General features: G+C 70.8%; 24 protein-coding genes and 2 pseudogenes. 14 read left to right on the forward strand and 12 right to left on the reverse strand.

Annotation, left to right across the window (positions count from 1 at the left end; genetic code table 11):
• Positions 1-204 precede the first annotated feature (204 nt).
• The 3 genes from IEY89_RS03340 to IEY89_RS03350 all read left to right on the forward strand — a co-directional run bounded on the left by IEY89_RS03340 (position 205) and on the right by IEY89_RS03350 (position 4,669).
• Entirely contained in the window at positions 205-2,589 is a 2,385-nt protein-coding gene (locus IEY89_RS03340; RefSeq protein ID WP_189145736.1) for a SpoIIE family protein phosphatase, read from the forward strand.
• Positions 2,590-2,713: 124 nt separating this feature from the next.
• Positions 2,714-3,304 (forward strand): DUF4232 domain-containing protein, encoded by a 591-nt coding sequence (locus tag IEY89_RS03345; protein ID WP_189145737.1) that lies wholly within the window; start codon positions 2,714-2,716, stop codon positions 3,302-3,304.
• Between the two features lie 87 nt (positions 3,305-3,391).
• Positions 3,392-4,669, forward strand: a complete 1,278-nt coding sequence (locus IEY89_RS03350) for an arsenic transporter (RefSeq protein ID WP_189146079.1) — start codon at positions 3,392-3,394, stop codon at positions 4,667-4,669.
• A gap of 26 nt (positions 4,670-4,695) precedes the next feature.
• Here the strand turns inward: IEY89_RS03350 and IEY89_RS03355 are convergent, their stop codons facing one another.
• Together IEY89_RS03355 and IEY89_RS03360 are read right to left on the reverse strand one after the other, a co-directional pair.
• Positions 4,696-6,615 (reverse strand): ricin-type beta-trefoil lectin domain protein, encoded by a 1,920-nt coding sequence (locus IEY89_RS03355; protein ID WP_189145738.1) that lies wholly within the window; start codon positions 6,613-6,615, stop codon positions 4,696-4,698.
• 495 nt (positions 6,616-7,110) lie between these two features.
• A complete protein-coding gene (locus tag IEY89_RS03360) occupies positions 7,111-8,091 on the reverse strand; it encodes a helix-turn-helix domain-containing protein (RefSeq protein WP_189145739.1) in 981 nt (326 codons plus the stop codon).
• Between the two features lie 68 nt (positions 8,092-8,159).
• Between IEY89_RS03360 and IEY89_RS03365 the strand changes: the two genes are divergently transcribed.
• Positions 8,160-8,999, forward strand: a complete 840-nt coding sequence (locus IEY89_RS03365) for a phytanoyl-CoA dioxygenase family protein (RefSeq protein ID WP_189145740.1) — start codon at positions 8,160-8,162, stop codon at positions 8,997-8,999.
• 18 nt (positions 9,000-9,017) lie between these two features.
• Here IEY89_RS03365 and IEY89_RS03370 read toward each other — a convergent pair whose 3' ends face one another.
• Positions 9,018-9,986 (reverse strand): aldo/keto reductase, encoded by a 969-nt coding sequence (locus tag IEY89_RS03370; RefSeq protein ID WP_189145741.1) that lies wholly within the window; start codon positions 9,984-9,986, stop codon positions 9,018-9,020.
• Positions 9,987-10,275: 289 nt separating this feature from the next.
• On the opposite strand from IEY89_RS03370, the gene IEY89_RS03375 reads away from it, so the two are divergent.
• On the forward strand, positions 10,276-11,148 hold the full coding sequence (locus tag IEY89_RS03375) for an endo alpha-1,4 polygalactosaminidase (protein ID WP_189145742.1): 873 nt from the start codon (positions 10,276-10,278) through the stop codon (positions 11,146-11,148).
• Positions 11,149-11,197: 49 nt separating this feature from the next.
• Here IEY89_RS03375 and IEY89_RS03380 read toward each other — a convergent pair whose 3' ends face one another.
• Positions 11,198-11,737 (reverse strand): flavoprotein, encoded by a 540-nt coding sequence (locus IEY89_RS03380; protein ID WP_189145743.1) that lies wholly within the window; start codon positions 11,735-11,737, stop codon positions 11,198-11,200.
• Between the two features lie 158 nt (positions 11,738-11,895).
• Between IEY89_RS03380 and IEY89_RS03385 the strand changes: the two genes are divergently transcribed.
• Positions 11,896-12,528 (forward strand): LysE/ArgO family amino acid transporter, encoded by a 633-nt coding sequence (locus IEY89_RS03385; protein ID WP_189145744.1) that lies wholly within the window; start codon positions 11,896-11,898, stop codon positions 12,526-12,528.
• A gap of 119 nt (positions 12,529-12,647) precedes the next feature.
• Positions 12,648-13,097 carry a nitroreductase family deazaflavin-dependent oxidoreductase gene (locus tag IEY89_RS03390; RefSeq protein ID WP_189145745.1) on the forward strand — a complete coding sequence of 150 codons (450 nt, stop codon included), beginning with the start codon at positions 12,648-12,650 and terminating at the stop codon, positions 13,095-13,097.
• 46 nt (positions 13,098-13,143) lie between these two features.
• Here IEY89_RS03390 and IEY89_RS03395 read toward each other — a convergent pair whose 3' ends face one another.
• The 3 genes and pseudogenes from IEY89_RS03395 to IEY89_RS03405 form a co-directional block, all read right to left on the reverse strand.
• Entirely contained in the window at positions 13,144-14,169 is a 1,026-nt protein-coding gene (locus IEY89_RS03395) for a cation diffusion facilitator family transporter (protein ID WP_229695039.1), read from the reverse strand.
• Entirely contained in the window at positions 14,166-14,555 is a 390-nt protein-coding gene (locus tag IEY89_RS03400) for a VOC family protein (RefSeq protein WP_189145746.1), read from the reverse strand. The genes IEY89_RS03395 and IEY89_RS03400 overlap by 4 nt, the downstream gene beginning before the upstream one ends.
• 75 nt (positions 14,556-14,630) lie before the next feature.
• Positions 14,631-15,059: pseudogene (locus tag IEY89_RS03405) on the reverse strand (TetR/AcrR family transcriptional regulator); the annotation flags it as partial.
• Here IEY89_RS03405 and IEY89_RS03410 point away from each other — a divergent pair.
• From IEY89_RS03410 to IEY89_RS03420, 3 genes and pseudogenes are all read left to right on the forward strand, one after another.
• Positions 15,018-16,484 (forward strand): annotated as a pseudogene (locus tag IEY89_RS03410) (amidohydrolase); the annotation flags it as partial. The pseudogenes IEY89_RS03405 and IEY89_RS03410 overlap by 42 nt on opposite strands.
• Before the next feature lie 142 nt (positions 16,485-16,626).
• Positions 16,627-16,989, forward strand: coding sequence for a DUF1304 domain-containing protein (locus tag IEY89_RS03415; protein ID WP_189145747.1), 363 nt, complete (start codon positions 16,627-16,629; stop codon positions 16,987-16,989).
• A complete protein-coding gene (locus tag IEY89_RS03420; RefSeq protein WP_189145748.1) occupies positions 16,986-17,549 on the forward strand; it encodes a TetR/AcrR family transcriptional regulator in 564 nt (187 codons plus the stop codon). Before IEY89_RS03415 ends, IEY89_RS03420 begins: the two co-directional genes overlap by 4 nt.
• A gap of 149 nt (positions 17,550-17,698) precedes the next feature.
• On the opposite strand, the gene IEY89_RS03425 is transcribed toward IEY89_RS03420, so the two are convergent.
• Both IEY89_RS03425 and IEY89_RS03430 read right to left on the reverse strand, forming a co-directional pair.
• Entirely contained in the window at positions 17,699-18,808 is a 1,110-nt protein-coding gene (locus IEY89_RS03425; RefSeq protein ID WP_189145749.1) for an NAD(P)-dependent alcohol dehydrogenase, read from the reverse strand.
• Positions 18,809-18,872: 64 nt separating this feature from the next.
• Positions 18,873-20,327 carry an aldehyde dehydrogenase family protein gene (locus IEY89_RS03430; RefSeq protein WP_189145750.1) on the reverse strand — a complete coding sequence of 485 codons (1,455 nt, stop codon included), beginning with the start codon at positions 20,325-20,327 and terminating at the stop codon, positions 18,873-18,875.
• A gap of 103 nt (positions 20,328-20,430) precedes the next feature.
• On the opposite strand from IEY89_RS03430, the gene IEY89_RS03435 reads away from it, so the two are divergent.
• On the forward strand, positions 20,431-20,859 hold the full coding sequence (locus IEY89_RS03435; protein ID WP_189145751.1) for a MarR family winged helix-turn-helix transcriptional regulator: 429 nt from the start codon (positions 20,431-20,433) through the stop codon (positions 20,857-20,859).
• A gap of 232 nt (positions 20,860-21,091) precedes the next feature.
• Complete coding sequence (locus IEY89_RS03440; protein ID WP_189145752.1) at positions 21,092-21,472, forward strand: anti-sigma factor antagonist; 381 nt, start codon at positions 21,092-21,094, stop codon at positions 21,470-21,472.
• Positions 21,473-21,509: 37 nt separating this feature from the next.
• Here the strand turns inward: IEY89_RS03440 and tuf are convergent, their stop codons facing one another.
• Both tuf and IEY89_RS03450 read right to left on the reverse strand, forming a co-directional pair.
• Complete coding sequence (tuf, locus tag IEY89_RS03445; protein ID WP_189145753.1) at positions 21,510-22,703, reverse strand: elongation factor Tu; 1,194 nt, start codon at positions 22,701-22,703, stop codon at positions 21,510-21,512.
• Between the two features lie 78 nt (positions 22,704-22,781).
• Positions 22,782-23,732 carry a ribose-phosphate diphosphokinase gene (locus tag IEY89_RS03450; protein WP_189145754.1) on the reverse strand — a complete coding sequence of 317 codons (951 nt, stop codon included), beginning with the start codon at positions 23,730-23,732 and terminating at the stop codon, positions 22,782-22,784.
• A 533-nt stretch (positions 23,733-24,265) separates the two neighbouring features.
• On the opposite strand from IEY89_RS03450, the gene IEY89_RS03455 reads away from it, so the two are divergent.
• Complete coding sequence (locus IEY89_RS03455; protein WP_189145755.1) at positions 24,266-24,925, forward strand: DUF4230 domain-containing protein; 660 nt, start codon at positions 24,266-24,268, stop codon at positions 24,923-24,925.
• A gap of 115 nt (positions 24,926-25,040) precedes the next feature.
• Positions 25,041-25,724 carry a VanZ family protein gene (locus tag IEY89_RS40380; protein ID WP_229695040.1) on the forward strand — a complete coding sequence of 228 codons (684 nt, stop codon included), beginning with the start codon at positions 25,041-25,043 and terminating at the stop codon, positions 25,722-25,724.
• Between the two features lie 31 nt (positions 25,725-25,755).
• On the opposite strand, the gene IEY89_RS03465 is transcribed toward IEY89_RS40380, so the two are convergent.
• Positions 25,756-26,001 (reverse strand): hypothetical protein, encoded by a 246-nt coding sequence (locus tag IEY89_RS03465; protein ID WP_189145756.1) that lies wholly within the window; start codon positions 25,999-26,001, stop codon positions 25,756-25,758.
• Between the last annotated feature and the right edge of the window lie 3 nt (positions 26,002-26,004).

A 26,004-nucleotide genomic window follows, 5' to 3' on the forward strand; every position in this document is an offset into this window, starting at 1 on the left:
ACGGTGCGGCACATGCGCCCGTCAAGAGTCCGGAGAGGTACTTCGGCCTCACCTGTCACAACGGCCTGAATCACGCCCAACCCGGCGGCCTTCGCGCCGGTCCGGGACAGGGGTGTTCCCGACCACGCGGGGACAGAACGCACTAGGGTGGAACACCAGTGACATCCCTTGCTCACTGTGAGTGTTCACGATGGAGTGGCGACCATGAGCCCGGTGTACCCGTTCGACGATGCCGCCACGGCGCGGGCCGTCGTCGACGCACGGGGTTCCCTGACCGGCTGGAACGAGGGTGCTCGCCGACTGCTCGGGTGGTCGGCCGCCGAGGTGCTGGGCCGTCCCGCCGCTTCCCTGCTGGCCGTCGACGGTTCGGACGGCCCCGGGCGGCCGGCGGAGGACATCTGGCACGGCACTCTCGCTCTGCGTCACCGCGACGGCCGGACGGTGTCCTCCTGGCTCCTCGCCCACTACCGGCCGGCCCCGGACGGCGGCCGGGGCGACTGGCTCCTCGTCACTCCCCTGGAGATCGCTTTGCGGCCCACGGACGACCCGCTGATGCGGGCCGCGCTGGCCCAGGCGCCCTGTGCGACGGCCGTCTACGACGACCGGCTGCGGCTGCACGGCGTCAACGACGCCATGGCCGGGGTCATCGGGCTGCCGCTGGAGCGCATCCGGGGGCTCAGAATCGCCGAGATAGGCGGCCGGGAGCGCAGCGCGGAGCTGGAGCAGCACATGCTCGACGTGCTGACCAGCGGCCGGGCCAAGGACGTCCAGACCTATCTGCGCACCGGCGGCGAGGACCACGCGCACGCCTGGCTGGCGCGGCTGGCGCCGCTCAAGGACGCCGAGGGGCGGGTGCGGGGGGTCTGTCTCGCGGCCCACGACTTCACCGAGCAGTACCTCGCCCGGGAGCGGCTTCAGCTGGTCAACGAGGCGAGCGTGCGCATCGGCACCACTCTCGACGTCAACCGCACGGCGCAGGAGCTGGCGGACGTCTGCGTCCCGGCGCTCGCCGACTTCGTCAGCGTCGATCTGCTGGACCCGCCGCAGCACGGCGGCGACCACCGCCCGGCCGAACTGACGGCGCCCCTCAGCCTGCGCCGGGCCGCCCACCGGTCGATCATCCCGGGCAGCCCCGAAGCCGTGGCCAAGCCGGGACAACTGGACGAGTACCCCGCCTTCTCGCCCCAGGCCGACTCCCTCCTCGCGGGCCGCACCATCGTGGCCACCCTGCCCGCCGACGATCTCGAACAGCGGCTGGCCTGGGACAAGGCCCGCCTCAACCGGGTGAAGGAATTCGGCATCCACTCCATGATGTCCGTGCCCATCACGGCGCGCGGCACCACGCTCGGCGTCGCCGTCCTGACCCGGTACCGGCGGCCCGACCCGTTCACGGCCGACGACGCGCTGCTGGCCGAGGAGGTGACGGCCCGGGCCGCCGTCTGCATCGACAACGCCCGCCGGTTCTCCCGCGAACGCGACACCGCCCTCGCCCTGCAACGCAGCCTGCTCCCCCGGACCCTGCCGCGCACCGCCGCCCTCGAAGCCGCCTCCCGCTATCTCCCGGCGGCGCGGGCCGGGGTGGGCGGCGACTGGTTCGACGTGATCCCGCTGTCCGGTATGCGGGTCGCGATGGTCGTCGGGGACGTGGTCGGCCACGGCATCCAGGCCTCCGCCACCATGGGCAGGCTGCGCACCGCCGTGCGCACGCTCGCCGACATCGACCTCGCCCCGGACGAACTGCTCACCCACCTCGACGACCTCGTCGTACGGCTGTCCGCCGAGGCCGGCAGCGAGGGCGGCCCGGGCGAGGTCGGGGCGACCTGTCTGTACGCGGTGTACGACCCGGTGTCGCGGCGCTGCACCCTGGCCCGCGCCGGACATCCCCCGCCGGTCATGCTCACCCCTGGCGGCGTTCCCCGGCAGGTGCGGCTGCCCGCCGGTCCGCCGCTGGGTCTGGGCGGGCTGCCGTTCGAGTCCACGGAACTGGATCTGGCCGAGGGCACGGTCCTCGCCTTCTACACCGACGGGCTGATCGAGAGCCGCGAACGGGACATCGACGCCGGTCACCAGATGTTGTGCGACGCGCTGGCGGCGTACGCGGACTCGCTCGACGAGACGTGCGACCGCATCCTGCAATCCCTGCTTCCGCCGGGCGGCGCGGCGGACGACGTGGCGCTGCTGCTGGCCCGCACCCAGGGCCTGCCGGCCTCCCGTGTCACGACGTGGGACATCCCGGCCGACCCGTCGCTCGTCGGGCCGATCCGCAAGCAGGTCGGCGAGCAACTCGACGTCTGGGACCTGAGCGAGGCCTCGTTCACCACCGAACTGGTGGTGAGCGAGCTGGTCACCAACGCCATCCGCTACGGCTCGCACCCCATCCGGCTGCGGCTCATCCATGACGCGGCCATCCTGATCTGCGAGGTCTCCGACTCCAGCCACACCGCCCCGCACCTGCGGCGTGCCAAGACCTTCGACGAGGGGGGCCGCGGTCTGCTGCTGGTCGCCCAGCTCACCGAGCGGTGGGGCAGCCGCCACACGCCCGACGGGAAGACCATCTGGGCGGAATTGTCCCTGACGGACGAGATATGAGTCCCGGCGCTCACTGACGACGGCTTGATTCGGTACCGTGCCGGACTTTTAGGTTCCGGTCCCACCGGACACTCGTGACGGTGCACGAGACGCCGTACGCGCAGTGACTTCCAGGAGTGTGGACATGGCGACCTTCCGTACCACCCGGCCGGCCCACCGGGCAGCGCTGCTCACGACCTCGATCGCGTTACCGGTCCTCCTCGGGGCCTGCGGCAGCGACAGCGGCGGCACGACCGTCCCGTCGACAGCCTCTGCGTCGACTGTCCCCACAGCGACGACCGTCCCGTCGACCGGCGACACCCGGTGCCGTACCTCGGAGCTGCGCGCCTCGGTCGGGCGCCTCGATCCGGGTGCCGGGCAGAAGAACTTCCCCGTCGTCCTCACCAACGACTCCACCCGCACCTGCACCCTGCGCGGCTACCCGGGCGTCGCCTTCGTGGACGGGGCCGGCAAACAGCTGGGCCTCCTCCCGAAGCGCTCCGACGCCGAACTGACGACGGTCCGTCTTGCCCCCGGCGAGAGTGCCTGGGCAGGCCTGAGTTTCACGAACCCGGAGCTCAGCGAGGCCGAGACGGCGACTCCGGCCGAGTTGCTGGTGACCCCGCCGGACGAGCGGGAACAGCTGAAGGTGACGTGGGAGAAGGGCGATGTCCCGGTCGGCGGGAACAGGTCGTCGGTGTTCCTGACGGTCTTCGGTCCCGGTACCGGCCCCTGACCCGGTGGAGGGGCCGGTGGAGGGGCCGGTGAACGGAGCCTGCTTTCATGGGCGGGTACCGACGTCCCTGTCCCGGAGGACCGAACCCTGAACGCCCCGTCCGCCGAGGCCCTGTCCGTCGTCCTGCTCGTCGCCGTCCTGGCCTGCGCCGTTGTCCGCCCCTTCGGGCTGCCGGAGGCGGTCGTGGCCGTTCCTGCCGCCGGGCTCGTGGTCGTCACCGGTGCCATCTCGCCGGCTCACGCGTGGGAGGAGGCCGAGCGGCTCGGGCCGGTGGTCGGCTTCCTCGCGGCGGTGCTGGTGCTGGCCCACTTCTGCGATGTGGAGGGGCTCTTCCGGGCCTGCGGCGCGTGGATGGCCCGGTGGGCGAGGAACCGGCCCAAACGGCTGCTGACCTCGGTCTTCGTGCTCGCCTCGGCGATCACTGCCGTACTGAGTCTGGACGCCACCATCGTGCTGCTCACGCCGGTGGTGTTCGCGACGGCCGCCCGGACGGGGGTCAGGCCCAAGCCGCACTCCTACGCCTGCGCGCATCTGTCGAACACGGCGTCGCTGCTGCTGCCGGTCTCCAACCTCACCAACCTGCTGGCGTTCAGCGCGAGCGGCCTGAGCTTCACCCGGTTCGCCGCGCTGATGACACTGCCCTGGCTGGTCGCGATCGGCGCCGAGTACCTGGTGTTCCGGCGGTTCTTCGCCGCCGACCTGGCCGCGCCGGCGCCGGACACCTGGCCCGCGGACACGGGCACAGACACGGCAGACGTGCCCCCGCTCCCCCTGTTCGCCCTCGTCACCGTGGCCTGCACGCTGGCCGGGTTCGTCGTGGCCTCCGCGCTGGGCGTGGATCCCGCGTGGGCCGCCCTGGCGGGGGCGCTCGTGCTCGCCGGACGCGCGCTTCTGCGGCGGCAGGCCACCCCACTGACGGTGCTGCGGGCCACGGCGCCCGGGTTCCTCGCGTTCGTGCTGGCGCTGGGCGTCGTCGTCCGCGCGGTCGTGGACAACGGGCTCGCGGACGCGCTCGGCCGGGTGCTGCCCGACGGGACCGGGCTGGCCGCGCTGCTCGGGATCGCCGTGCTGGCCGCCGTACTCGCCAATCTGATCAACAACCTGCCCGCGGTGCTCGTGCTGCTGCCGCTGACCGCCACGGCCGGTCCCGGCGCGGTGCTCGCCGTGCTGCTCGGGGTGAACATCGGTCCGAACCTGACGTACGCCGGATCGCTGGCGACCCTGCTGTGGCGGCGCATCGTCCACCAGCACGAACACGACGTCGGGATCGGGGAGTTCACCCGGCTCGGGCTGATCTCCGTACCGGCCACGCTGATCCCGGCCACGGTGGCGTTGTGGGGCTCGCTGATGGTTCTCGGGGGCTGAGGGCCGGGCGCGTCCCGGTCGTCACGTCACCGGCCGCCCCAGCCGCCGTGTCCGCCGCCGTAGCCGTAGCCGTAGCCGCCGCTGGGGTTTCCGTACGGGCCGTTCCCGCAGTTTTCGTGCCCGTAGTAGTAGCAGGGCACGTTCGTCGGGTGCGAGGCCGAGGGGGTCGGCCGGGTCACCGACGGTGTCGGGGACGGCTGGGCCGGTGTGGGGGTGGGGGTCGGGGTCGGCGTCGGGGTCGTCGAGGGCTCGGGGCTCGTCTTGACGGCCGGAGGTCCGGCATCGCCGGCGGCGTCCCAGTTGACGGCCTCCATCTGGAGCGAGGGTGCCGACGAGTCGAAGACCCAGTGCTGGTCGGCGGTCTCCTCGCGCGGCTTCAGGACCAGCGGCGCGTCGCTCCCGGCGTCTGCGGGCGCCAGCGCCAGCTCCTGGTCCCAGCGCGGGACCAGGGTGCCCTGGAGGGTGAAGTCGTAGCGCACGTTCTTGGCGGCGGGCTGGGCCGTGCCCGTGCACGGGGCGAGTGTGACCGAGTAGCCGAGGTGGGAGTCGAGGCAGAGGTCCGGGGCGGCTGCGTTGCGCAGCAGGCCGTCGGTCTCGTACGACCACTCCTGGCCGGCCGCCGACGAGCAGCCGGTCAGCTCGGTCTCCGCGCCCCTGACGGCCTTGCCGCCGACGACGCCGATGCACAGTCCGGACTCGACGTTGTGCAGTCGGCCGCGCAGGGCGCCCTTCGTGGTCTCGCCCTTTCCGATCCAGGAAGGGTCGTCGTCGGCCGTGCCGGAGCCGTTGGTGGCGGAGTCCGCGGGGCTGGTCTCGGCGGTCGGGCCGTCCTCGTCGTCCGTACCCAGGACGGACCACAGGACCAGCGGGACGAGGACCAGCGCGCTCACGGTCACGACAGCCAGGACACGGTTGCGGCGACGGACCGCGCGCCGGGCCGCCTTGTGCGCGGACCGGTGCGATCCGGGGCGGACGGCCAGCGCGGTGGAGACGGGCGCGTTGGTGGGCATGGGCGGCGCCTGGGCCAGGACACGCGGGACCGGGAGCACGCTCTCGGCCGTGGCCATCTCGATGACCGGGGCCTGCTCGACCTCCACGATGGCGCTCTCCGCGGCGCGTCCCGGGCGGGACTCCAGATAGGCGCGCGCACCCCAGCCGAGGACCCCCTCGGCCAGCGCGAGGGCGAGGTCGCCGTTGAACTGGTTCAACTGGTCGGCGGCGTACCGGCAGTGCATGCAGTCGGCGAGGTGCTTGGCGAGGTCGGGGTCGATGTCGAAGCTGCGGCGGCGGCAGGTGACGTCGATCAGCCGGATGTAGCGGCGGCACTCCTCCTGGGGCACGACCTCGCGGTGGACGTGCAGGCACTCCTCGCGCAGACGTCCGCGGGCCCGGCCGAGTTCCACGGCGGCGTCCGTCACGCTCAGGCCCAGCAGGCCGGCGGGTATCTCCAGCGGTTCGGCCTCGACCTCCGCGTGCCACAGCAGGCAGCGCGCGGACTGCGGGAGGTTCTGGAACGCCCTGGAGAGCAGCCGACGGTCGGGCGCGGGCAACAGCCGGGCGGCGACGCGGCTTTCGCCGCCGGGTCTGGAGCGCAGCTCGGGGTGGAGCATGTCGTGGCGGTGGTCGCCCTCCCACTCCGCCGCCAGCCGGCGCACGGTGACCAGGAGGTGGGGCCGCCAGGCGGAGGTGGGGCCGCTCTGGCGCAGGGATTCCCCGAAGAGGCGGGTGAACGCGGCCGTGGTGAGCATTCCGGCGGGACGCGGGCCGCTGGTGCACAGACGGGCATAGGCGAAGGCTGCTTCCCAGTGCCGGTCGAGCAGTTCACCGACGGGATGGAGCGCGGGCGTCGTCCCCGTCCACTTCTTCAGCTCCGCGCTGAGTTCGACATCCGAAGCGTCGTACGCGGGAACCGGCGTAGGGGAATTCGACAGGCCTGCGTCTTTCACGTCTGTATTCCTCCACGGACAACGCGGGTTTTAGTCCATACCTAGGGGTATGCGACCCTGCCGACGAAACGACAGGATCCGACCAAACGGGGAATCGGCATCGCGAACACCCGCAGCGGACAGCTCTTTTGGAGCGGGGAGTCAGCGGGGGCGTCGCGTGCGTGCAGCGGAAAAAGATCGTCCGCACGCCGACGTGCACACCTTTGCACAGCTCATCGAGCCGTAACAAGAGATCACGCCGATTTCCGCATTGCACTGTGACCCAAAAGCGGTTGACGGCGTGTCAATGGGATGCACCTTTAGGGATTGCCACTGTATCAACATCCTCATTGCAAACGGTATTCACTTCACTCAGGGATGTTTCGCAACCATTGAGGGACGGCCTCCACCGATGGCGCAAAACCGCCCGCCCATGGTGTCCTGTCCCCGCCTCTTGTGCGTTTGTGCAGCTCATGGTTCCGGGCACGCCGTCAGCCGCCGCAAGGTACGGCCTCGTCATGACAGTTGACCGGTTCCTTCACCTCTCCGTCCGGGAGCGGCCGTGAAACCAATAGCGGGCGCGATTTCCGCGGGATCGCGCCTGCACAGTGCCCGGTACGCGCCCGGCGGCGTCCCGTGGCGCTCGCGGAACACCCGGTTGAAGTGGAACGGGCTGGCGAAACCGGAGGCGAAGGCGACCCGTTCCACCGGCAGGTCGGTGGCCTCCAGCAACCGGGCCGCGTGGCACAGGCGGGCCTCGCGCACCGCCCGCATCGGGGACCGGCCGAGCTGCTCGGTGAACAGGTGGGCGAACCGCGACGGTGAGAGCGCGACCTCCTCGGCGAGCGACCGGACGGTGTGCGGGCCGGCGGGGTCGGCGGCGATGAGCGCTTCCGCCCGGCTCACCCGGGGGTCGACACCCGGCCGTTCCGGAAGGGGGCGGGCGGCTGCCGAGGCCAGCAAAACGATCTCCTCCAGGGAACAGAGGGCGAGCTCCCGGGCGGCGGCGCCGTGTGCGACGGCTGTAGGGCCGTCGGACGCGGCGGAGGATCCGGGTGGCCGGGTGTCACTGCCCGGCCAGCGGGCGTCCGACAGCATGCGCGCGAACGCCGTCGCCATGCGGTCGTGCAGGCCTTCCGGAACAGGGGCGACGACGTACATTCCGTCCCCGACGGCGTACGGGCTCAGCCAGGCCGTCCATGACGGGCGGGCCTGGCAGTGCGCCCACCAGAACCGCCAGTGCCGGGCACCCGGCCGGACCAGGTAGCGGTGGGGCACCCCGGGACCGAGGACGACGAGGGCCCCGGCGTCGGCCCGTGTCTCGGCCGCGCCCTGGGCCAACAGACCGTGACCGTCCGTCGTCCAGGTGAACAGCCAGCTGTCGGCGCCCTGCGGCCGGTTGACGGCGTACCCGGGCCCCTCGTCGTAGCGCCCGACGGTCACCAGACCGGGCGGTGGTGCGGAGACAGCGGTCTCGGGCAATCCGTCAGCGTTCATGGGCATCCTCCCCAGGGTGCGGAAACCCTAGCCTGGCAGCCGGTTACAGCGGATCGAAGGAGCCGACCATGACAGTCGCAGATATCGATACCTCCGACGCTCCCATCCTGCCGGAGGAGGAGCGCCGGAGGTTCGAGGAGGACGGATTCACCGTTGTGCGGGGTCTGTTCGGGTACGACGAGATCGCCGCGCTCCGCGCCGAGTTCACGGCGCTGCACGCGGCGGGTCCGGTGCCGGGGCATTTCGAGCCGCGCCCGGCCGGGCAGGACGGGCGCCCGGCCGATCCGCTGGACGCGTATCCGCGCGTGCTGCAGCCCCACGAGTTCCACGAGCCGTCTCTCGGCTGGCTGCTGGATCCCCGGCTGCGCGCGGTCCTGGAGGTACTGCTCGGCGAGGAGGTACTGGCCGCGCAGAGCATGTTCTATTTCAAGCCGCCCGGCGCCCGGGGGCAGGCGCTGCACCAGGACAACTTCTATCTGCGGGTCGAGCCGGGCACCTGTGTGGCCGCGTGGATCGCCTGCGAGCCGATCGACCGGGAGAACGGCGGCCTTGAGGTCGTGCCGGGCACCCACCGCATGGACGTGTTCTGCCCGGAGGAGGCGGACGCGGGTGTCTCCTTCGCCCGGGAGTACGTGCCCCCGCCGCCCGGTCTGGTCACGGTGCCGGTCGACATGGCCCCGGGCGACGTCCTGTTCTTCAACGGCAGCCTGGTGCACGGCTCGCAGCCCAACCGGAGCGCCGACCGGTTCCGCCGTTCGTTCATCGGGCACTACGTGGGCCGCTCGGCCGAGCGCATCGGGCCCTTCTACCGCACGATCTCCATGAACGGCGACCGGGTCCGGCTGCGCGAGAGCGAGGGCGCGGGGCCGTGCGGTACGGAGTTCGGGTCGGCATCCGCACCGCACTGACGCGTCGCAGCGGTCCGGTCAGTGGCCGCTGACCGGGTGCGGGGTGTACGGCTGCCCCAGTTCCTCGATCTCCTTGTCGGTCAGGTCGAGGTCGACGGCGGCCACCGCGTCGTCGATGTGGTGCGCCTTGGTGGCGCCGACGATCGGGGCGGTCACCGGGCTCTGGTGCAGCAGCCAGGCCAGGGCGACCCGGGCACGCGGGACGTCCCGCTGAGCCGCGATGCGGGCGACCGCGTCGACGATCGTACGGTCGCCCTCCGGGTAGAGGGTGCTGCCGAAGGTGTCGGTCTCACTGCGCCCGGTGGTGGTGTCCCAGTCGCGGGTGAGCCGGCCGCGGGCCAGCGGGCTCCAGGGCAGGACGCCGACGCCCTGGTCGGCGCAGAGGGGCAGCATCTCGCGCTCCTCCTCGCGGTAGAGAAGGTTGTAGTGGTTCTGCATCGACACGAACCGGGTCCAGCCGTGCTCCCGGGCCGTGTACTGGGCCTTGGAGAGCTGCCATGCGTACATCGAACTCGCCCCGATGTAACGGGCCTTGCCCGCCTTGACGACGTCGTGCAGGGCCTCCATCGTCTCCTCGACCGGGGTGACGGAGTCGTAGCGATGGATCTGGTAGAGGTCGACGTAGTCGGTGCCGAGGCGGGTGAGGCTGTGGTCGATCTCGCTCAGGATCGCCTTGCGGGACAGGCCGCCACTGTTGGGGCCTGGCCGCATCCGGCCGTGCACCTTCGTGGCCAGCACGATCTCGTCGCGGCGGGCGAAGTCGGCGAGCGCTTTGCCGACGATCTCCTCGCTGGTGCCGTCGGAGTAGACGTTCGCCGTGTCGAAGAAGGTGATCCCGGCGTCGAGGGCCTGGCGGATCAGCGGGCGGGACGCCTGCTCGTCGAGGGTCCACGGGTGGTTGCCGCGGTCGGGAACGCCGTAACTCATGCAGCCCAGACAGATCCGCGACACGTCCAGACCCGTCGAACCGAGCTTCACGTACTGCATCGTTGCTGCTCTCCCGTCCTCGGGTGGGGTACGAGAGGCAGCGTACGTCCTGACCTGATCATGGGCCCGGCGTACCGTCCAGCAACTCCACCGACCCGGCCGGCGTGTCGCGGAGTTGGGCGCGGCCCGTGCCGTCCTCCGACGGGTCTGCCGTGGACGTCCGCGCACCGGAGCCCATTTGACTGCGGGCGTGCCGGACGCTTTGATCCTGACCGTGCCGGGCCGCGTGCCCGGTGCACAGAGGTGCGGCCAGCCGGTAGTGGTCGTACCCGCGACCGATGGAGCGGACATGCCCGTCGAGGGTGTACCCCGTGCCGGAGGCCGCGGCACGGCGGCGGTCGTACTGACGACCGTCTGCGCGGCCGTGTGGGGACTGACCTCGTGCGGTGGCCCGCCGGGGGCGAGGAACGGCGCCGAGGCCGGGTCGACACCTTCGCCCACCACGTCGGCCACGGTCGAACTGCCGCCGCCACACGCCGGCTTCGACTACCAGATCGGCGGCGCCTACCCGCCCCCGGCGGGCGTGCGCATCGTCAGCCGCGACCGTACGGCGACTCCCGCGCCCGGCCTCTACAACATCTGCTACGTCAACGCCTTCCAGGCGCAGCCCGGTGCCGAGAAGTCGTGGCCCGCCGACCTGCTGCTGCGGGACACGAACGGCGAGACCGTCGTCGACGACGACTGGGACGAGGCCCTGCTCGACATCGGCACGGCGGTGAAGCGGAAGCGGATCGCGGCGCGGGTGAGCGAGTGGATCGACGGCTGCGCCGACAAGGGCTTCGACGCGGTCGAGCCCGACAACTACGACAGCTACACCCGCTCCGACGGCCTTCTCAGCGCCGCCGACGCCACCGCCTTCATCACCCTCCTCTCCCGGCACGCGCACGCCCGTGGGCTGGCCATCGGCCAGAAGAACACCGTGGAACTGGCCGGGCTCAGGAAAAGGGCCGGACTGGACTTCGCGGTCGCGGAGGAGTGCGGCGAGTACGACGAGTGCGGGGAGTACGCGGAGGCGTTCGACGACCGGGTGGTCGTGATCGAGTACACCGACTCCGGGCTGCGCAAGGCCCGCGCGGCCTTCGGCGACAGGCTGAGCATCGTGCGCAGGGATGTCGAGGTGTCGACACCGGGCAGCGCCGACTACGTCCGCCGGACCCGCTGACCGGACCGGATCACGAGGGTGTCGACTGCCCGTCGGCGCCCCCTGGACGTCACCGTGCGCCGAGCAGTTCCAGCCCTCGCTCCCACCCGAACTCCGGTCGCACATCGCCCTGTTGGACGTCTCCGGCATACGGATCCGCGAACCGCACTCCCATCCCGCGCAGCCGTTCCAGGCTCGCCCGGTACGCGGGATGGGCGGCCAACGCGTCGCCCACGCACGGCAGTACGGCGATCGGCACCCCCAGCCCGTGCGCCTCGCACAGGGTGCCCAGGGCGAGGGTGTCGGCGATGCCGGCCGACCACTTGTTGACGGTGTTGAAGGTGGCGGGCGCGACGAGCACGGCGTCGGGGGCCGGGAAGGGCCGCGGATCACCGGGCCTGCGCCAGGCGGACCGGATCGGGCGTCCGGTCTGTGTCCCGACGGCGTCCGTGTCGAAGAACCCCAGGGCGAGGGGGGTCGCGATGACCCCGACCTCCCAGTCCCGTTCCTCGGCGGCGGTGATCAACTTGCTGATGCCGGAGGCGACACCGGCGGCGCAGACGACGACGTAGAGGAAGGGTTTCGAGGCCTGTGCGGACGTCTCGGTCATCCGGAAACCCTAAATGAGTTGCCGGCCTCCGGTCCCTGGCCCCAGGATCACGCCATGCCTACGATCGAAGCCTCCCGGCCGCTGCCCCTCACCACCGCTCGCCCGGTGCGGGTCCAGCAGCAGCCCGGCCGCCCCTGGAGGCCCGTGCTTCCCCGGTCATGACGGCCGCGCTCGTCGCGGGGCTTCTCGCGGGGTACGGCATCGCCGTCCCTGTCGGAGCCGTCACGACCTATCTCGTCTCCCTCACCGCACGTACGTCCCTCAGGACCGGTGTCTGCGCGGCGCTCGGTGTCGCCGCCGCCGACGGTCTCTACGCCCTGCTGGCCACGCTCGGGGGCACCGCCCTGGCCGGCGCCCTCCAGCCGGTGCTGGTGCCGCTGCGCTGGGCCTCCGCCCTGGTACTGGCCGCCCTCGCGGTCCGGGGCGGGATCATCGCGCTGCGCCAGTACCGTGGCGGCCGGCTCGCCGTACGGGCCGACCCGACACCGCCGAGCCCGCTGCGGGCGTTCCTCATGCTGGTCGGCATCACGCTGCTCAATCCCACCACCGTGATCTACTTCGCCGCGCTGGTCCTCGGCAGCCGGGCCTCGGACGCCGTGTCCGCCTGGGAGCAGGGGGTGTTCGTCCTCGCGGCGTTCCTCGCCTCGGCCAGTTGGCAGGTGCTCATCGCCTCCGGCGGCGCACTGCTCGGCCGGGCGCTGACCGGCCGACGCGGGCGGCTGGTGACGGCCCTGGTGTCCAGTGCGGTGATCATGGCGCTGGCGGTACGGATGGTGGTGTCACCTACGTGACGACGGTCCCTGCCGATGTCCCGGCCGCCGTCCTGCCGCCCCCGGATGAATCCGCCCCGTCCCCGTGTTGAACCCTCGTACGCAACAGTCACACGCGACGAGACGATGGGACGAACTACATGCCTCTTGAGGGCGAGTACGAAGCCAGTCCGACACAGTGGGTGCGTGAGCAGGTGGAGTTGTACGAGAGCTCCGGCGGCACCGAGGGAACGACCCTGCTCGACACCGGCATGCCGGTCGTCCTGCTCACCACCCGGGGCGCCCGGAGCGGCAAGATCCGCCGGACTCCGCTCATGCGGGTGGAGCACGACGGGGTGTATGCGGTGGTCGCCTCGCTGGGCGGCGCGCCCAAGCATCCGGTCTGGTATTACAACGTCCTCGCCGATCCGCACGTCGACATCCAGGACGGGCCGGTGCGCCAGGACAGGGTCGCCCGTGAGGTGACGGGTGAGGAGAAGTCCGTGTGGTGGGAGCGGGCGGTCGCCGCGTTCCCGCAGTACGCCGATTACCAGAAGAAGACCGACCGCGAGATACCCGTGTTCGTTCTCGAACCGGCCGACGGCAGCTGATCCCGGCCGGCCGAAAACAAGTTCGATGCCCGGAGGAATGAACCCCTCACCTCCGGGCACCTGAGCCCCAGGCCCCGCCGCGCTCCCCCGTCGCGGCGGGGCTTCGCGCCGCCTCCTTGGCCGCCGCGTCGGTGACGTCGAGAAAGATCTCGCCGGTCTCGGGGACCGCGTGAGCTACCGAGCGCTTGATGCGTACGGCGACCTCCTCGACCTGTTCGCTGTCGAGGCCGGGGACGAGGTCGATCCTGGCGGCCACCAGGGTGGAGTCGAGCCCCATCTTCATGGTGAAGAGCGCCTCCACGCTGTCGATCTCGGGCTGCGCGGCCAGCAGGGTCCGGACCTCGCGGCTCAGTTCCGGATCGGCCGCCTCGCCGATGAGCTGGGCACGCGCGTCCCGGCCCAGCCAGCAGGCGACGCAGACCAGCAGCACCCCGATGGCGATGGAGGCCGACGCCTCCCACACGACCTGCCCGGTGACCATGTGCAGGGCCATGCCCACGATGGCGAGCGTCACGCCGAGCACTGCGGTGCCGTCCTCGGCGATCACCGTACGAAGGGCGGGGTCCCGCAGCGCACCCGTACCGCCCGCTGTCCCCTTCCCCCTCTCCCCGCGCGCCTGGTGAACAGCGCGCAGCAGTGAGGCTCCCTCGGCGAGCAGCGCGACGCCCAGCACGACCAGGCCCGCGACATAGCCGCCGAAGGACTCCTCCGTATCGCTCCTGAGCGCCTCCACGCCCTGGAAGAAGGAGAAGCAGCCGCCCATGACGAAGATGCCGACGGCCGCCAGCAGCGACCAGAAGAACCGTTCCTTGCCGTAGCCGAAGGGGTGCCGCCGGTCGGCGGGGCGTCGGCTGCGGCGCAGGGCGGCGAGCAGGAATACCTCGTTGAGGCTGTCGGCCACCGAGTGCGCGGCCTCGGACAGGAGCGCGGGCGACCCGGTGACGAGGCCGCCCGCAGCCTTGGCCGCGGCGATCAGCAGGTTGGCGCCCAGCGCCACCAGCACGGTCACGCGGGTCCGCCGGTCCGCGGACCGCGTGCCGCCCGCCTCCGCCCTGCCCCTACGAGCCGTCAATGCTGCTTGGGGGCCGTCGGCATGACCCGGAAGAGTGTGAACGAATGGCCGGCCGGGTCGGCGTACCCCCGCTCCTCGAACGGCCCGCCGGCGTCCTTCGTCTCCAGCGCGCGTCCGCCCAGCCCGATCACCATGCGTTCCACCGCGTCGAGGTCGTCGACCCGGAATTCGAGGTGGACCTGCAGGGAGTTCTCGGGGCGGGGCCAGCTCGGCGGGGTGGCGTTCACATCACGACGGAACGCCATCCGGGTTCCCTCGGCGCCCATGATCTCGATGCGGTTGGCGGACGCGTCCGTCTCCTCGGCCTCCAGCAGCTCCTTGTAGAAGGCGGCGAGCTTCTCCGGCTCGGCGCAGTCCAGCACCACGACACCTGTCACCAAGGTCATGTTTCCTCCGTACGGGGTCGGGGGCGGCCCGGTTCGCCGCTGCCCTCTCCCGTTCGCATACCCCGCCCACCAAAATCACACAGGGCGTACGTCGTCGGGCGCGGTGAGTTGCGCGAGGCGGGTCGCCGCCGCCGTCAGGAAGAGGCCGAGTGCCACCGGGTAGGAGCTGTGCCGCATGTCCACCACCAGGTGGCGGGCGGTCGCGTTGATGTGCGGGTGGGTGTCGGCGGGCAGCCGGGCGTAGGTCGCCCGCCACACAGCCGTCTCCGCCTCGCGCGCGGCCTTCGGCAGCGCCGCGTTCGCCGAGTCGAGGGCTCCGAAGGCGAGCGCCTGGTCGACGAAGGCGTGGTGGATCCGTACCGCCTCGGCGTCCGGGAACCCGGCGCCGCGCAGCACCCCGAGGGCGGTCTCCACGGCCTGGATCTCGTACGCCCTGCCGGTCACCCGGTAGGAGCTGAGCACCGCCGCCTCCTGCCCGGCTTCCAGGACGCCCACGTCCATCCGCTGCCGGCCGGGCTCGAACTGACCCAGTGCGATCTGACCGGCACGAAGACCGCCGAGGACACCGTGGCAGCCGTCCGCGCGTACGCCCTCGCGCATCCCGAGCGGGAGTGGATCACGGGTGGTGGCTGGTCCATGGAGGCCTTCGAAGGGGGCACGCCCACCCGGGAGTCGCTGGACGCGGTGGTCCCGGACCGGCCGGTGTACCTGCCCAACCGGGACCATCACGGCGCCTGGGTCAACAGTCGCGCCCTCGAACTCGCGGGCGTCACCCGGGACACCCCGGACCCGGCGGACGGCCGCTTCGAGCGGGACGCCTCCGGCGAGCCGACCGGGATGCTCCAGGAAGGAGCCATGGAGTACGTGGGCCGGCTGACCCCGCCGGTCACGGCGGCGGAGCGGCTGGCGGCCCTGCTGTCCGCGCAGCGCCGGCTGCACTCGCTGGGCGTCACAGCCTGGCAGGACGCGCTGGTCGGCTCGTTCCTCGGTATGGAGGACCCCTCCGGGACCTATCTCGCCGCCGCCCTGGACGGTTCGCTGACCGCACGGGTGGTCGGCGCGCTGTGGTGGGACCGGGAGCGCGGAGCCGAGCAGATCCCCGAACTCGTGGAACGGCGGGCGGCGTTGAGCGTCGGCAGGTTCCGGGCGGGCAGTGTGAAGCTGATGCTGGACGGGGTCGCCGAAACGGGCACGGCCGCGCTGCTCGACCCGTACCTCGACAAGTGCGGCTGCGCCACGGCCAACCGCGGCACAAGCTTCGTGGACGCGGCCGAACTGCCCAAGTACGTCACGCAGTTGGATGCCCTGAACTTCCAGTGCCACTTCCACGCACTGGGCGACCGGGCCGTCCGCGACGCCCTGGACGCCGTCGAGGCGGCGCGGGCCGCGAACGGGCCGAGCGACACCCGGCACCACCTGGCCCACCTCCAGGTGGTGCACCCGGACGACGTGCCACGCTTCGCCCGGCTCGGCGCCGTCGCGAACATCCAGGCGCTGTGGGCCGTGCACGAACCCCAGATGGACGACCTGACGATCCCCTTCCTCGGCCCCGAACGGGCCGCGTGGCAGTACCCGTTCGGCGCGCTGCTGCGCTCCGGAGTCACCCTGGCGGCGGGCAGCGACTGGCCGGTCAGCAGCCCCGACCCGCTCCAGGCGATCCATGTCGCGGTCAACCGCACGGCACCGGGTTCGCCGTCCTCCCCGGTGTTCCTCCCCGCCGAACGCATCGGCCTGACGGACGCGCTCACGGCGTACACCGCGGGTTCGGCGTACGCCAACCACCTGGACGACACGGGCAGCGTGCGCGCGGGCGCGCTGGCCGACCTGACCGTCCTGGACCGCGATCCGTACGCCGGTCCGCGGGAGGCGATCGCGGAGACGAAGGTGGTGCTCACCTATGTGGGGGGCGAGAGGGTGTGCGCCGCTGACGGGGCCGCCGAGCCGTTCCGCTCGCAGAAACGTTCCCGGGCCCCGATTCCTGGACAACTGTCCATGTATGCTGGCCACCTGTCCATGATGGACAGGTGGCCAGAAGCCGCTTTCAGTAGCCTGACGTAGGAGATTGCCGAGCATGGAGACGGTCGCGAACGTGCTGGTCGGCCTGGTGGCCGCGTTGCATCTGTACATCCTGGTGATGGAGATGTTCCTGTGGCAGCGCCCGCCGGGCCGCAAGTTCCACGGGTTCGACCCGGAGATGGCCCGCGCGACGGCCGCCATGGCGGCCAATCAGGGGCTCTACAACGGATTCCTCGCGGCGGGCCTGATCTGGGGGCTGATCGCGGCCGATCCGACCGGATTCCGGGCGCAGGTCTTCTTCCTCGCGTGTGTGATCGTCGCGGGCGTCTACGGGGCCGCCACCGCGAACCGGCGCATCCTGTTCGCCCAGGCACTGCCCGGCGCCATCGCCCTGGCCGCCGTCCTCGTCGCGCGGTGACGCGCGGCGCGCCCGAGGACCCGCGCGCGGCCCGCACCCGGGCGAAACTCCGCGAGGCCCTCCTCGCGGAGTGCGCCGAACACCCGCTGGCGGAGATCGGCGTCGCCGCGCTGGTGCGCCGGGCCGGGGTCGGCCGGGCCACGTTCTACGTCCATTACCCCGACCTGGAGGCGCTGGCCGTCGACGCCTGCGCCGATGTCGTACGGGAGGCCGTGGACGCCCTGCACGCCTGGCGCGGCCGGCCCGACCCGGTGATCGCCCCGGCCGCGCTGGTGGAGTTCTTCGCGGCCCTCACCCCGCACACGGCGCTGTACCGGACCCTGCTGAGCCCGGGCGGCGGAGGGCCGCTGGGCCAGGTGCTGCACCGGGACCTGCGCGCACGGAGCCTCGCGGAACGCGAACTGGCCGGCGCGGCGGACGCTCCCCTGGTCGCCTCGGCGGTGGCCGCCACCTTCGCCGGGGTCCTGGCGGACTGGCTGCACGGCCGGATCGAGGCCACGTCGGACGAGATCGCCCACCAGGTGTGGCAGTTGCTGGTGGCGCTGCATCGGAGCAGGTAGGAGTTCCTCGCCCCCGCCGCCCCTACCCTTCCCTGAGGGCTGCGCCCCCAGACCCCGCTTTCGCGCTGAAGGCGCTCGTCCTCAAATCCCCCAGAGGGGGGACCCCGGACGGGATGAAACGCCAGGGCCTGGCCGCAACCACTCGTCGGTCAGCCGAAGGTCAGTACCGGCTTGATCGTCTTGCCCGCGCCCATGTCCCGCACCGCCTGGTCGATGTCCGCGAACGGGTAGGTGCTGATCAGCCGGTCCACCGGGAGCCGGCCCGCCTTCACCAGTTCCACCAGGGCCGGGATGAAGGTCTGGGTCTCGGCGTCGCCCAGGGTGAGGCCCACGACACGCTTGCCGGGGAGCAACCCATTGACGTCCAGGGCGACTTCGGTTCCGAAGGGCGGGGCACCGACCACCACGAGCGTGCCCCGCTGGGCGAGCGCGTCGACGCCCTGGCGAAGGACGGCGACACTTCCGGTGGTCTCGACGACGCCGTCGGCGCCCTGACCGTCGGTGATCCTCGCGACGGCCTCGCCGAGGTCGGCCTCGCCCGCGTTGATCGTGTCGGTGGCGCCCAACTCCTTGGCCAGCGCCAGACGTTCGCCGACCCTGTCCACGGCGATGATCCTGGTCGCCGGGGTCAGCGCGGCGGCCATGACCGCGGAAAGACCCACGGCTCCGGCGCCGAGGACGAGGACCGTGCTGCCCGTGCCCGGCTTCAGCACGTTCCAGACGGCGCCGACACCCGTCTGGACGCCGCAGCCCAGCGGTGCGATGGACTCCAGCGGTACGTCCGGGTCGACCTTGACCAGACTTCGCTGGTCGACCAACGCCCGCTCGGCGAACGAGGACTGGCCGAAGAAGTGGCCGCCCAGCTCCGTACCGTCACGGCTGATCGTGGCGGTGCCGTCGGCCCGCCGGCCCCCGAGGAGGTTCAGCGGCAGCCAGGCCACACAGTACGCGGGATGCCCGTCACGGCAGTTGCGGCAGCCACCGCAGGAGGTGAAGGACAGGACGACGTGGTCGCCGGGCTCGATCCCGGTGACGGCGGAGCCGACCGCCTCGACGACGCCGGCACCCTCGTGCCCCAGAACTCCGGGGAGGGGGAAGGGCAGTCCGCCGCTCGCCACCCCGAGGTCCGTGTGACACAGGCCTGCGGCGACCAGACGTACGAGCGCCTCGGTGGGCGCGGGCTCGGCCAGTTCGACGTCGGAGAGGACGAAGGGCGCACCGCCGGACTCGACGACCGCGGCGCGGGTGGTGATGGACATCCTGAACTCCCTGTAAGGGCTTACGAGTTGGCGAGGTGACGAGTTGACGGATCGACGGGCGCACTCAGTCGAGCGAGACCACTACCGACTTGACCTTGGTGTACGCGGCGAGCGCTTCGGGGCCGTACTCGCGGCCGAAGCCGGAGTCCTTGACGCCACCGAAGGGGATCGCGGGGTCGAGCATCGCCCAGTCGTTGATCCAGACGATGCCCGCCTGGAGCCGGTTCGCGACCCGGTGGGCGCGGGCCAGGTTGGTGGTCTGGACTCCCGAAGCCAGGCCGTACGGCGTGGAGTTGGCGAGCTGGACCGCCTCGTCCTCGGAGTCGAAGGGCTGGACGGTGAGAACCGGGCCGAAGATCTCCTCCTGGACGACCCGGGAGTCGTTCGCCAGGTCGGCGATCACCGTCGGCTTGTAGTAGTACCCGCCGTCCAGGTCGAGCCGCTCGCCGCCGCAGACGATCCGCGCCCCCTCCTTGCGGGCCAGCGCCACATACTCCTCGACCTTGCGCAGATGCCTCTCCCCCGCCATCGGCCCGACCACGGTCTCGGGCTGGCGCGGGTCGCCGACGGGCACCCCGGGCACGGCGTCGGCGAGGATGCCGAGCAACGTCTCGTACACGGGGCGCGCGACCAGCAGTCGCGGGCCGCCCATGCAGAACTGGCCGGTGTTGAAGACGAAGCCCTTGATGACCGCGCCGACCGCCTTCTCGACGTCGGCGTCCTCGAAGACGATGTGCGCCGCGTTGCCGCCCAGCTCCATGGTGACCGGCTTGAGGGCCTCGCCCGCGGCGCTCGCCACATGCCGGCCGATGGCGGTGGAGCCGGTGAAGGCGATCTTGTCGACGCCGTTGTGCCGCAGCAGCGCCTCGCCGGCCACCGGGCCGGTGCCGGTGACGACGTTGACGACGCCGTCCGGGACACCCGCCTCCTGGAGCAGTTTGGCCATGTACAGGGCGCTGAGCGGGGTCTCGTCGGCGGGCTTGTGCACCACCGTGTTGCCTGCGGCCAGCGCCGGGCCCAGCTTCGAACCGGCAAGGATCAGCGGGAAGTTGAAGGGGGTGATCGCGGCGACGACGCCGACGGCCTCGCGCTTGGTGTAGGCGAGGGCGTTGTGGCCCGTCTCGCGGGTCGCGCCGTCGAGGGAGAACGCGAGGGCGGCGAAGTACTCGTAGTCGTTGGCCGCGTTCGTCACGTCGACGGCGTGGCACAGACTGATCGGCTTGCCCACGTCGAGGCTTTCCAGCTGTGCGATCTCGTCCGCGTTCTCCCGGATCAGCTGGGCGACCCGGTTCAGGATCCGGCCGCGCTCGCGTCCGGTCGTCGTGGCCCACGGGCCGCTGTCGAAGGCCTCCCGCGCGGCACGCACGGCCGCGTCCACGTCGGCCGCCGACGCCTCGGCGACGGTCGTGACGACCGCGCCCCGGGACGGGTCGACCACCTCGGTACGTGCCCCGTCCGCCGCCTCGCGCCACTGTCCTCCGACGAACAGTCGCCCGGGTTCGATCTCGAAGGTGGTCATCACCACTCCTCAGCCTCATTGCCAAGATTTCAATCAACAGGATTCCTGCTGGTTGGCAGTCTGATTACAGACAGGTTTCCTGTCAATGCTCTAATCTGGATCCATGGTCAGCACCAAGGCACCCCCCTCCCTGCTCTACATGGTCAAGCAGGTGGAGCTCGTCGTGCGCTCACATCTGGACGAGCTGGTCAGGCCGGCCGGCATCACCGCACTCCAGTACACCTCGCTCACCGTCCTGGAGCGACACGACGGCCTCTCCGCGGCCCAGCTGGCCCGTGACTCGTTCGTCACCGCGCAGTCCATCGCCGACCTCGTCCGGTCCCTGGAGAACCGCGGGCTCGTACGCCGGGAGCGCAATCCGCGCAATCGCAGAGAGCTGCTGATCCTGCTGACCGACACCGGCCGCGAGCTGCTCGACCGCTTCACCGAGCCCGTACGGGAGCTGGAGGAGCGAATGATCCACGACCTCACCTCGCACCAGGCGGACCAGTTCCGGCAGGCGCTCTCCAGGGCCTGGCACGCCCTGTCGTAACCTCGCCTCACGGATCACCGAAAGACGCGTGCGAGACACGCTTCAATTTCGAAGACATATGTCAATCGAACATGCTCAAATTCACTCTATCGAGGGTAACTTGCAGAGCGGGACACTCAGTTGCGCTCGCCGTGGCCCGGTAGTACGTCTACGCTCATCGCACGACGTCACCCCGGCCCCCGGTGATTGGCTGGTTCCGCCACCACAACAGCCGGATGGAGGCGATGTCGTCGTGCAGCAGGATCCTCCACCGCCCACCCGGTATCTGCGTGTGCACCAGGACCGCGGCCACACGGTGCTGGAGTTCCACGGTGAGATCGACATCGCCGCGGCCGTCGAGATCATCCCGCACCTGGACGCGGCGACCGCGCATCCGGACGCCCGGATCGTGATCGACCTGACGGATGTCGAGTTCTTCGACTGCTCGGGGCTGCGCCTGGTGTACCGGGCCCGGCACCGGGTGCTCGCCCACGACGGCCGCATCCACCTCGTCTGTACGCACCCCCTCACACTCCGCGTCCTCAAGGTCACCGGCCTGGCCAAGGTGCTGCCGCCGGCGGCGTCGCTGGACGCGGCCCTGGGGCTGCCCGAGACCACGTCCGGCACGTTATGACCCGCACCTGACCGACGCCGGCCATGGCACGGCACGTCTACTTCACGATCTTCGTGACCTGACCCGCGCCCACCGTCCGGCCACCCTCCCGGATGGCGAACTTCAGCCCCTCCTCCATGGCGATCGGCTGGACCAACTGCACACGCATGGTGGTGTTGTCGCCCGGCATGACCATCTCGGTGCCCTTCGGCAGGGTCACCACCCCGGTCACGTCCGTCGTCCGGAAGTAGAACTGGGGGCGGTAGTTGTCGAAGAACGGCGTGTGCCGGCCCCCCTCGTCCTTCGACAGGACGTACGACCTCGCCTCGAACTCCGTGTGCGGAGTGACCGATCCGGGCTTGATGACGACCTGGCCGCGCTGGACGTCCTCCCGTTTCACCCCGCGCAGCAGCAGCCCCACGTTCTCCCCCGCCCGGCCCTCGTCGAGGAGCTTGCGGAACATCTCGATGCCGGTGACGGTGGTCCTCGTCTTCTGTAGTTGAATGCCGATGATCTCGACCTCGTGGTTGACGTGCAGCACTCCGCGTTCGATCCGGCCGGTGACGACCGTGCCGCGGCCGGTGATGGTGAACACGTCCTCGATCGGCATCAGGAACGGCCGGTCCACGTCCCGCACCGGTTCGGGCACCGCCGCGTCGACGGCGTCGAGGAGTTCGAGCACGGAGGCGCTCCACCGCGGGTCGCCCTCCAGTGCCTTGAGAGCGGAGACCTGGACGACCGGGACGTCGTCGCCCGGGAACTCGTACTCGGTGAGCAGTTCCCGCACCTCCAGCTCGACCAGTTCGAGGATCTCCTCGTCGTCCACCATGTCCGTCTTGTTGAGCGCGACCACGATGTACGGGACGCCCACCTGCCGGGCCAGCAGCACGTGTTCCTTGGTCTGCGGCATCGGCCCGTCGGTGGCCGCGACGACGAGGATCGCGCCGTCCATCTGCGCGGCGCCCGTGATCATGTTCTTGATGTAGTCGGCGTGCCCGGGGCAGTCCACGTGCGCGTAGTGCCGGCGCTCGGTCTGGTACTCGACATGGGCGATCGAGATGGTGATGCCCCGCTGCCGCTCCTCGGGCGCCTTGTCGATCTGGTCGAAGGGCGTGTACGGATTGAGGTTCGGGAACCGGTCGTGCAGCACCCTGGTGATGGCAGCCGTGAGCGTCGTCTTGCCGTGGTCGATGTGCCCGATGGTGCCGATGTTGACGTGGGGTTTGGTCCGCTCGAACTTCGCCTTGGCCACTGCGAGCCCTCCTGATCACCTCGGGTGACGCGGGGTGGTGCTCCGCTCGACCTCGTACGGGGTCGTCCTTCCTGTCTATTAGGTTCCCGGCGCGTCGAACAGGGCGCTGACGGACTCACCGTTGTGAATGCGGCGTACGGCCTCGGCGAGCGCCGGGGCGATCGACAGCACCCTCAGCTTCTCGGTGCGTTCCTCCTCCGGGATCGGCACGGTGTTGGTGCACACGATCTCCAGCACGTCCGGCTGCTCGCTCAGCCGCTTGAGCGCGCCCGCCGCGAACAGCCCGTGGGTGCAGGCGACCCGAATGGACCGTGGCCCCAACTCCCTCAGCCGTTCCAGGAGTTCGAGGACGGTACTGCCCTTGGCGATCTCGTCGTCCAGCACGATCACGTCCCGTCCGGAGACCTTGCCGATCACGGAGCTGATACGCACCCGGTCGTCCGCGAACCGCTGCTTGGCGCCGGCGGCCACCTCGGCGCCGATCAGCCGGGCGAAGTGCGCGGCCTCCTTGGCGTTGCCGAGGTCGGGCGACACGACCGTCGTACGGGACAGGTCGTACTGACGGAAGTGCTCGGCGAGTTCGCGCAGGGCGTGCAGATGGTCGACCGGCACCGAGAAGAAGCCGTGGACCTGCGGGGAGTGCAGGGTCATCGCCAGGACGCGGCTCGCGCCGGCCGCGACCAGCAGATCCGCGACCAGGCGTCCGCCAAGCGAGATGCGAGGCATGTCCTTCTTGTCCGAGCGGGCATACGCGTAGTGCGGCATGACGACCGAAATCCGCCCCGCCGACGCCCCGCGCGCCGCGTCGCACATCATCAGCAGTTCGACGAGGTGTTCCTGGACCGGCGTGACCAGCGGCTGGATCAGGAAGACGTCCCGTTCACGGCAGTTGGCCTGAAGCTGGACCTCCAGGCAGTCGTTGGCGAACCGGCTGACCTGGGTGGGCCGCAGGGGCACCCCCAGGTGCTCGCAGACCTCGGCGGCCAGTTCGGGGTGGGCACTACCGCTGAACACGGCGATGTCTCGCACGATCTGCTCCTAGCATGATCATTCCGGTCGGCCGGTGCCCATGCTACTGACCTTCCCGCTCCGGCACCGGCCGGGACGTCCGGTGACGGCCGGCCGGCGGGACCGCCCCGGGCCGGCCGAGGCCGGATCCCCCGCCCTCAGGAGCACGGAATGCGCCACCGCCTCGGAACCCTCCGCCTCTGTCGGACCAACCCGGGCGGTCGCCGCGTTCACGGCAGCCGACACCCCCGCTCACGGCTACGGCCACCGCGGTGGCTGTCGCCGAGGTCGACCCGGGTATTCTCGCGGCGATCACGGGTGGCGGCGCCGTCCGGCAACCTCTCCGGTGATCCGGCGGCGCTGCGGGTGCGCGAGGCCGGACCGCGGATGTCGGGGCTGACGCACGTGGAGGGGTGTGGTGGTCGCGCGCATACGGGTGACCACGCGCCCCCGGCAGGCCCCCTCTCAATTGTTGCGATACGTCAACAGGACGGTCTGGCAAGGCATCTGGCGGGCATTCGGTTCAGTACATAGGAAGAAGGAGGTCCGTCGCCATGACGACGCCCATCAAGGCCGTGCGACGCATGCCGCTCTGGGCCAAGGTGCTCAGTGCCGTGGTACTGGTGTTCGCGCTGCTGCTGGCCGGACTCCGGCTGGCGGTGCTGCCGGGGCTGGGGGACATCTTCGGCGAGGAGACGAAAGACCGTTCAGGACCCGCCCTCCTCGAATCCATCCAGGACATGAGCCGTTACGAAGCGGCGTCCGGCAACTTCCAGATCGTCGTGGACCTGGAGAAGGACACCAAGTACCTGCCCGACGCGATCAAGGGCACGCGCGTGCTCTATGTGGGTGCCGGCACGGTCGATGCCTATGTCGACCTCGGCAAGATCGCGAAGAACGACGTGACGGTCAACAAGGAACGCACCTCCGCGACGCTCCGGCTGCCGCACGCGGCTCTCGGCAAGCCCGCGCTGGACCCCGAACGCTCCTATGCGGTCTCCAAGCAGCGTGGTCTCTTCGACCGGATCACCGACCTCTTCTCCGACAATCCGAACGACGAACAGGCCGTCCAGAAGCTGGCGGCCCGGCACATCGGCGACGCGGCGAAGGAGAGCGAACTGACCGCGCGCGCCGAGCAGAACACGACCAGCATGCTCAAGGGCCTGCTCGGCTCCCTCGGCTTCACGGACGTGAAGGTGACGTACGGAATCTGAGAGAAGTCGGCCTGCCCGGATCCCGGGATCCGGGCAGGCCGGAGCGGCATTGTCGGCCTGTTCGGGGGTAGCTGCCACCGCACGGGATTGTTCAGTTAAAAACCGGAGGACTTTGATGGCCCGATCAGCTCCACGCGCCCTCGCCGCGCTACGTCTGCGCCCGGCGAAGGCCGAGAGCAAGCCGCCCGAGGTTCCACCGAAGGCCGCGCCCAAGTCGCCACCGAAGTCCACGCCCAAGTTGTCGTCGAAGTTCTCGTCGAAGTTCTCGTCGAAGTTCTCGTCTCGGAAGGCCCCGAAGGCCGCCCCGGAGCCGCCCAAGCAGGCCAGGCCGAAGCGTCGGCCGTTCGCCTTCCTGGCCCGGGTGCTGACGATCCTGTGCGCCTTCGTGTTCATGGTGGCGTTCGCCGTGATCCTGGCCCGGCTGACCCTTGAGCCGTCCCCGGCGTCCGTGGCACTGACCCACACCAACTTCCATCCGGGCCGCTCGCTGCGTGCCTACCTCGACCAGCCCGAAATGCGGGACGCCATCAAGCAGATCGGCGGAAACCTGCTGCTCGGCGTGCCCTTCGGCATCCTCATGCCCGTCATCGCACCCCGGACACGGGGAGTTCTGCGGGTGGTGTTCCTCACCGCGACCGTCATGCTCATGGTCGAGGTGGCCCAGGGCGCGTTGATCACCGGACGCGCCTTCGACGTCGACGACGTCATCCTCAACACCACGGGCGCGCTCATCGGTTACCTGCTCATCGGCCGACGGCTCAGCCGCGCGGTGCACGCGCCCAAACGACAGCGGGCGTAGCCCGGGCCGCCCACCGGCCCACCGAGGCCGGCTACCTCGACCTCGACCTCGTCCAGGTGAATTTGTCGCCGCCGACCCAGCGGACCGTGTCCGGATCATCCAGATCATGAACCGTGATTCCCTTCGCGGCGGCGACCCTCAGCACATCCGTGAGCGTCCGCGCCGATCCGACCACCTCACCGTCGATCTCCACGATCCGGAACGGCGGGACGCCCGGCTGCACCCCGAGCACCATGATCCGCGGATGGGACATGTAAGGGCTCGTTATTTCGGTCATACA

This window comes from Streptomyces lacrimifluminis, assembly GCF_014646095.1.
GTDB classification, from domain to species: Bacteria; Actinomycetota; Actinomycetes; order Streptomycetales; family Streptomycetaceae; genus Streptomyces; species Streptomyces lacrimifluminis.